A 4,423-nucleotide genomic window follows, 5' to 3' on the forward strand; every position below is an offset into this window, starting at 1 on the left:
GCTGGACTACACCAACCAGAATTCGTCCTATGCGACCGCGGCCGGCGGCGCGATCTCCACGGCCGACGACATGTCCGCCTGGATCAGGGCACTGGTTTCCGGCGAGGTCTTCGATCCCGAACATCAGCAGCAGTGGCTCGACAGCCTGCAGGCGGAGGACCCGGACGCACCCGACGGGCAGCAGTACGGATACGGCATCAGCTATCAACGCTTCGGGCCGAACGCCGCGATGTACTACCACGGTGGGGAGCTGCCGGGCTTCAACTCGTTCATGGGGCACGACCCGGAAAATGATGTGACTCTGGTTGTCTGGACGAATCTGACCCTTTCGCCGGAAGGGGAGACCACCGCCAATGCCCTGCTGCCGACGATCCTCGACGAGATCTACGCGGGACTGTCGCTCGCGCCGTCACCGACTCCGATGCCCGGTCCGACCCGATGACGTTTCGCGTCCGTCCGAAAGTGCCGGTGCGACACATCTTTCAGCTGGGGAGGGGCTCCAGATCAGCGACCGCCTCGGTGACCGAGGACGCCTCGGGCAGGCTCACCTCGATCCGGGCGGGCCGATGCTCGTCGGAGTGCACCGCCAGCAGGTACCGGCCGGGATAGGGCGTGCCCACGGTGAAACTGCCGTCGGGCCCGGACAGGATCGCGATCTCCGGCATCGGCCCCGGCCCCGTCACCACGACGATGCGGGCGAACGGGACCGGGGTGCTTCCGCAGCGGACGATGCCTCGAATCACGCCTTCCACGCCTTCAGTCGGTCGAAGACCGGACCGGTGATCCGGACACCGGAGTTCACCGGCACTCCCGGTGAGACGCCGTTGGTGTGGATCCCGAAGGCGTGCCGTTGCCCGTTCAGGAGTCGGTACACAGCGCTGCCGCTCTGACCACCGAACGTGTCGACCTCGTAGAAGAGCCGTTGCGCAGCAACCGAAGACAACCTCCGCGAGTGATACCACTGGGTGGCGGTCGGCTTGTCGCCCGGATAGCCGGCGATGTTGGCGATCGACGACATGAGGGTGTTGTCGTCGTAGGCGCCGAATCCCAGCCAGCCGGTTCGGTCGCCGAGATTCGTGGGAAGGATGAGCGCGCCGATATCCCAGTTCGAATCGCCGTTCTGCGTCCAGCCCTGCACCGACCGCAGGCTGCTGCCACTCACCCGGACGGAACCGAACGGCAGCGACGAACCATTGCGGCCGGGCATCACCGTCACAGACCGCACCCAGCCGGAACCCGGACCGGTGCCGCGCACGAACACGCAGTGCCCGGCGGTGATGACGGTGTGCGGACCGATGAAGAAGCCGGTGCCGCTCGCAAACGAGCCGTTGGACAGTTCGATGAGCAGATACGAGTGGACGCGCCACGGGTAGACGGTCGTGTCACCGATCTGGACGCGATCGTCGGGGAAGATGACGGATTCGAGTGCGGGCTGACCGGCCGGTGCGGGACCCCACGTGGCTTCGGCCGCGTCCGGCGGATTCATCCGCAGCAGTTCCGACAGGTCGGTACCGGGAGCAGCGGGAGTTCCGGAGTAGCCGGCGAGCTGCTCCGCACCCGACCCCGCGAGGTCGGCGAGCGCGCCGACCGGACCCGCGGACGGCGGGGACTGCACGAGGTCGGATTCGGGGATCGTGGGCGATACGGGTGAGGTTTCCGCCGACGGGTCGGAGGTGGTGACGGCGCCGTTGTTGGCGGCGGGAAGGGTTGCGGTCATCGTGGTCTTCCTGACTGTCGGTACCGCGACGAACTGCGGTACGGCCGGGTGGGGGACAGTTCGAGGATGGGACCGGACGAGCGCGGGCACACGCGTAGCCGACTACGCGAATTTGTGCCGTTCACGACCGGTGCTGCGGGTACTTCCCACATTCTGTGAAACCTGGTTGATCGGCGCGCGAACGGCTGCAATGATCGCGGTCGTGACCGGGTCCTCTCTCACCGTGCGCGCTCTACGGACTCAGCTGGACCTGATCCTGCTGTTCGCGAACGAGCACGTTCTGCCGCGGATCGACGAGACCGTGCTGCACCGGGAACCGTCGTCGAATTGCGTGGGTGTCCGGCGGGCCGACGGGAGGTTCGTCGCCGATTGGCCGGACGAGACCGCGTCTCCTCTTTCGGAGACGACGATCGCGTGGTTGCTGTGGCACATCGAATGGTGGTGGTCGAACACGCTCGCGGTCTGTCGCGGCGGAAGCGCGGTGGGACCCGACGCATACGAATGGTCCGGAACGGTGTCCCGGATCCGGACGCTCGCGCACGAGTGGTCCGAACTTCTCGAGACGGCCGACCTGGAGACCCCGATCGTCGGCCTCATGCCGGACGAGACGCCACTCTGGGAAATCGCCGGATGGGTGAACTTCGAACTGACCAAGAATATTTCGGAGATCGGTCAGTTGCTGATGCGCTACGGGAACGCTCGGCCGTGAACCGCTCGCGGCGCGTCGCATCGTCCGTGGGCGCCTCCCCTTTCCGAGCGAACGGTACATTCAGTCGATTGAAGGAGACGAGCGGTACATTCGCTCGGAGGCGATAGTCCGGAGACGGCAGCTCGGAGGCGGTAGCGTTCCCTACTACCCGCACGGCTCCGATCGGAAGGGTTCGTCATGCCTCGTATCGCCACCGCCGAAAAGGTCGATCGCGATGAGTTACTGGATTTCCTGCGCCCGCGACACAGGGCGGTACTCGCCACGGTCCGCGCGGACGGCACTCCGCAGATGTCGCCGGTGACCTGCGGCGTCGACGACGACGGCCGCATCGTGGTGTCCACCTACCCGGCGCGCGCCAAGGCCCGCAACGCGCGGCGGAATCCGCACGTGACGCTCTGCGTCCTGTCCGACGACTGGAACGACGCGTACGTACAGGTGAACGGACGCGCCGAGGTTCTGGACATGCCGGAGGCGCTCGACGGCCTCGTCGAGTACTACCGCTGCATCGCGGGCGAGCATCCCGACTGGGACGAGTACCGCGAGGCGATGGTCAGGCAGAACAAGACCCTGATCCGGGTCCATATCGAAAGCTGGGGTCCGATCGCGACCGGTGGATTCCCGCCGGGGCTCTGAACTGCCGGAACGATCCGGGTATTGACGACGTACAACCATTTGGTTGTATATTGGTTCTCGTGAGCGGAGACGACGAGGATCGGGCAGATGCCCTGTTCCACGCGCTGTCCGACCGAACCCGGCGCGACATACTGCGCCGTGTGCTGGCCGGGGAGCACTCGGTTTCCGCGCTCGCGGCGAACTACGACATGAGCTTCGCTGCTGTTCAGAAACACGTCGCGGTATTGGAGAAGGCCGGCCTGCTGACGAAGCGTCGCAGCGGCAGGGAGCAGTTGGCCAGTGGCGACGTGGCGGCGGTGCGGTCGGTGGCGTCCATGCTCACCGAACTCGAGCAGGTGTGGCGCGGTCGCATCGCACGTATCGACGAACTCATCGCAACCGACTCGACCGAGGAGAACTGACGACATGCCTGTTACCGATGTACAGCACGACATCGACAACCGAACCCTGACCATCACAGCCGATTTCGCCGCACCGGTCGCGCGCATCTGGCAGGTCTACGCCGACCCGCGCCAGCTCGAGAAGGTGTGGGGCCCGCCGACCTACCCGGCGACCGTGGTCGACCACGACCTCCGGCCGGGCGGCCGCGTGACCTACTTCATGACGGGCCCCGAAGGCGACAAGCATGCCGGGTACTGGGAGATCAAGACGGTCGACGAACCGACGAGCTTCAGCTTCGTCGACGGTTTCGCCGATCTCGACTTCAACCCGAATCCGGAACTCCCGGTCTCCGAGAACGTCTACACCTTCGCCGAACACGAAGGTGGCACGCGGGCAACGTATGTGGCCACCTACGCCTCCGCCGAGGCGCTCCAGACGGTGCTCGACATGGGTGTGGTCGAGGGTGCCTCCTCGGCGATCAATCAGATCGACGAGCTGATCGCCTCCTGACTTCACGCCACGACCGGCTCACCTCGTCTTCCGGGGCGAGCCGGCCGCTCGGCGAGTCGGGTCCGGACGACGTCTGTTCGGAGTCGAGTCCGACGATCGCAGCGAACTCACGACGGCTCGAGACGCCGAGTTTCATGCTCGCTCGGTAAAGATGGCCCTCGACAGTGCGTTTCGAGAGGGTGAGCCTCTCGGCGATCTCCCGATTCGCCAGGCCCTCGGCGGCGAGCGTGATGACTTCCCGTTCCCGAGCCGACAGCGGCAGCGGGCGGGCCACGAGCGAGAGCGCCGGACTGTGCGCGCCACCGCAGTCCGCAGCGATGCGCAGCGCTCGTGCCGCCTCGAGGTTTCCGGAACCCTTGCGGCCGTGGCGAAAATGCACGTCGGCTGCCTGCGCGGCCGCATCGGCGGCGGAGAGTCGATCTCCCATCTGTTCGAAAGCTGTTGCAGCGGAGGACAGACCGGCTGCGTCGTCG

Annotated in this window: 8 protein-coding genes; 5 read left to right on the plus strand and 3 right to left on the minus strand. The window is 66.1% G+C overall.

Annotated elements, in window-relative coordinates; all coding sequences use genetic code 11:
- Window positions 1–442, plus strand: a 442-nt coding sequence (locus ACN675_RS27835) for a serine hydrolase (RefSeq protein WP_420753891.1), incomplete at its 5' end; no start/stop codon positions are given.
- Between the two features lie 40 nt (window positions 443–482).
- On the opposite strand, the gene ACN675_RS27840 is transcribed toward ACN675_RS27835, so the two are convergent.
- Both ACN675_RS27840 and ACN675_RS27845 read right to left on the minus strand, forming a co-directional pair.
- The gene (locus ACN675_RS27840; protein WP_420753892.1) at window positions 483–743 is read right to left on the minus strand and encodes a hypothetical protein; all 261 of its coding nucleotides are present in this window, start codon (window positions 741–743) and stop codon (window positions 483–485) included.
- Entirely contained in the window at window positions 740–1,717 is a 978-nt protein-coding gene (locus ACN675_RS27845; protein ID WP_420753893.1) for a trypsin-like serine peptidase, read from the minus strand. Before ACN675_RS27845 ends, ACN675_RS27840 begins: the two co-directional genes overlap by 4 nt.
- A 202-nt stretch (window positions 1,718–1,919) precedes the next feature.
- Between ACN675_RS27845 and ACN675_RS27850 the strand changes: the two genes are divergently transcribed.
- The 4 genes from ACN675_RS27850 to ACN675_RS27865 all read left to right on the plus strand — a co-directional run bounded on the left by ACN675_RS27850 (window position 1,920) and on the right by ACN675_RS27865 (window position 3,950).
- Window positions 1,920–2,426 (plus strand): DinB family protein, encoded by a 507-nt coding sequence (locus tag ACN675_RS27850; RefSeq protein WP_420753894.1) that lies wholly within the window; start codon window positions 1,920–1,922, stop codon window positions 2,424–2,426.
- A 177-nt stretch (window positions 2,427–2,603) separates the two neighbouring features.
- Window positions 2,604–3,059: a PPOX class F420-dependent oxidoreductase gene (locus ACN675_RS27855; protein ID WP_420753895.1), complete on the plus strand. Its 456-nt coding sequence runs from the start codon at window positions 2,604–2,606 to the stop codon at window positions 3,057–3,059.
- A gap of 59 nt (window positions 3,060–3,118) precedes the next feature.
- On the plus strand, window positions 3,119–3,460 hold the full coding sequence (locus tag ACN675_RS27860) for an ArsR/SmtB family transcription factor (RefSeq protein ID WP_420753896.1): 342 nt from the start codon (window positions 3,119–3,121) through the stop codon (window positions 3,458–3,460).
- A gap of 4 nt (window positions 3,461–3,464) precedes the next feature.
- Window positions 3,465–3,950 (plus strand): SRPBCC family protein, encoded by a 486-nt coding sequence (locus tag ACN675_RS27865; protein ID WP_420753897.1) that lies wholly within the window; start codon window positions 3,465–3,467, stop codon window positions 3,948–3,950.
- Here the strand turns inward: ACN675_RS27865 and ACN675_RS27870 are convergent.
- A partial coding sequence (locus tag ACN675_RS27870; protein WP_420753898.1) for a helix-turn-helix transcriptional regulator occupies window positions 3,919–4,423 on the minus strand: 505 nt, incomplete at its 5' end. The genes ACN675_RS27865 and ACN675_RS27870 overlap by 32 nt on opposite strands.

This window comes from Rhodococcus sp. O3 (assembly GCF_048897285.1).
Taxonomy (GTDB): Bacteria; Actinomycetota; Actinomycetes; order Mycobacteriales; family Mycobacteriaceae; genus Rhodococcus.

What these genes read in the sequence shown, in the direction of transcription:
- ACN675_RS27845 (WP_420753893.1), bottom strand. Translation starts at nt 1,717, where the DNA reads ATGACCGCAACCCTTCCCGCCGCCAACAACGGCGCCGTCACCACCTCC.
- ACN675_RS27855 (WP_420753895.1), top strand. Translation starts at nt 2,604, where the DNA reads ATGCCTCGTATCGCCACCGCCGAAAAGGTCGATCGCGATGAGTTACTG.
- ACN675_RS27865 (WP_420753897.1), top strand. Translation starts at nt 3,465, where the DNA reads ATGCCTGTTACCGATGTACAGCACGACATCGACAACCGAACCCTGACC.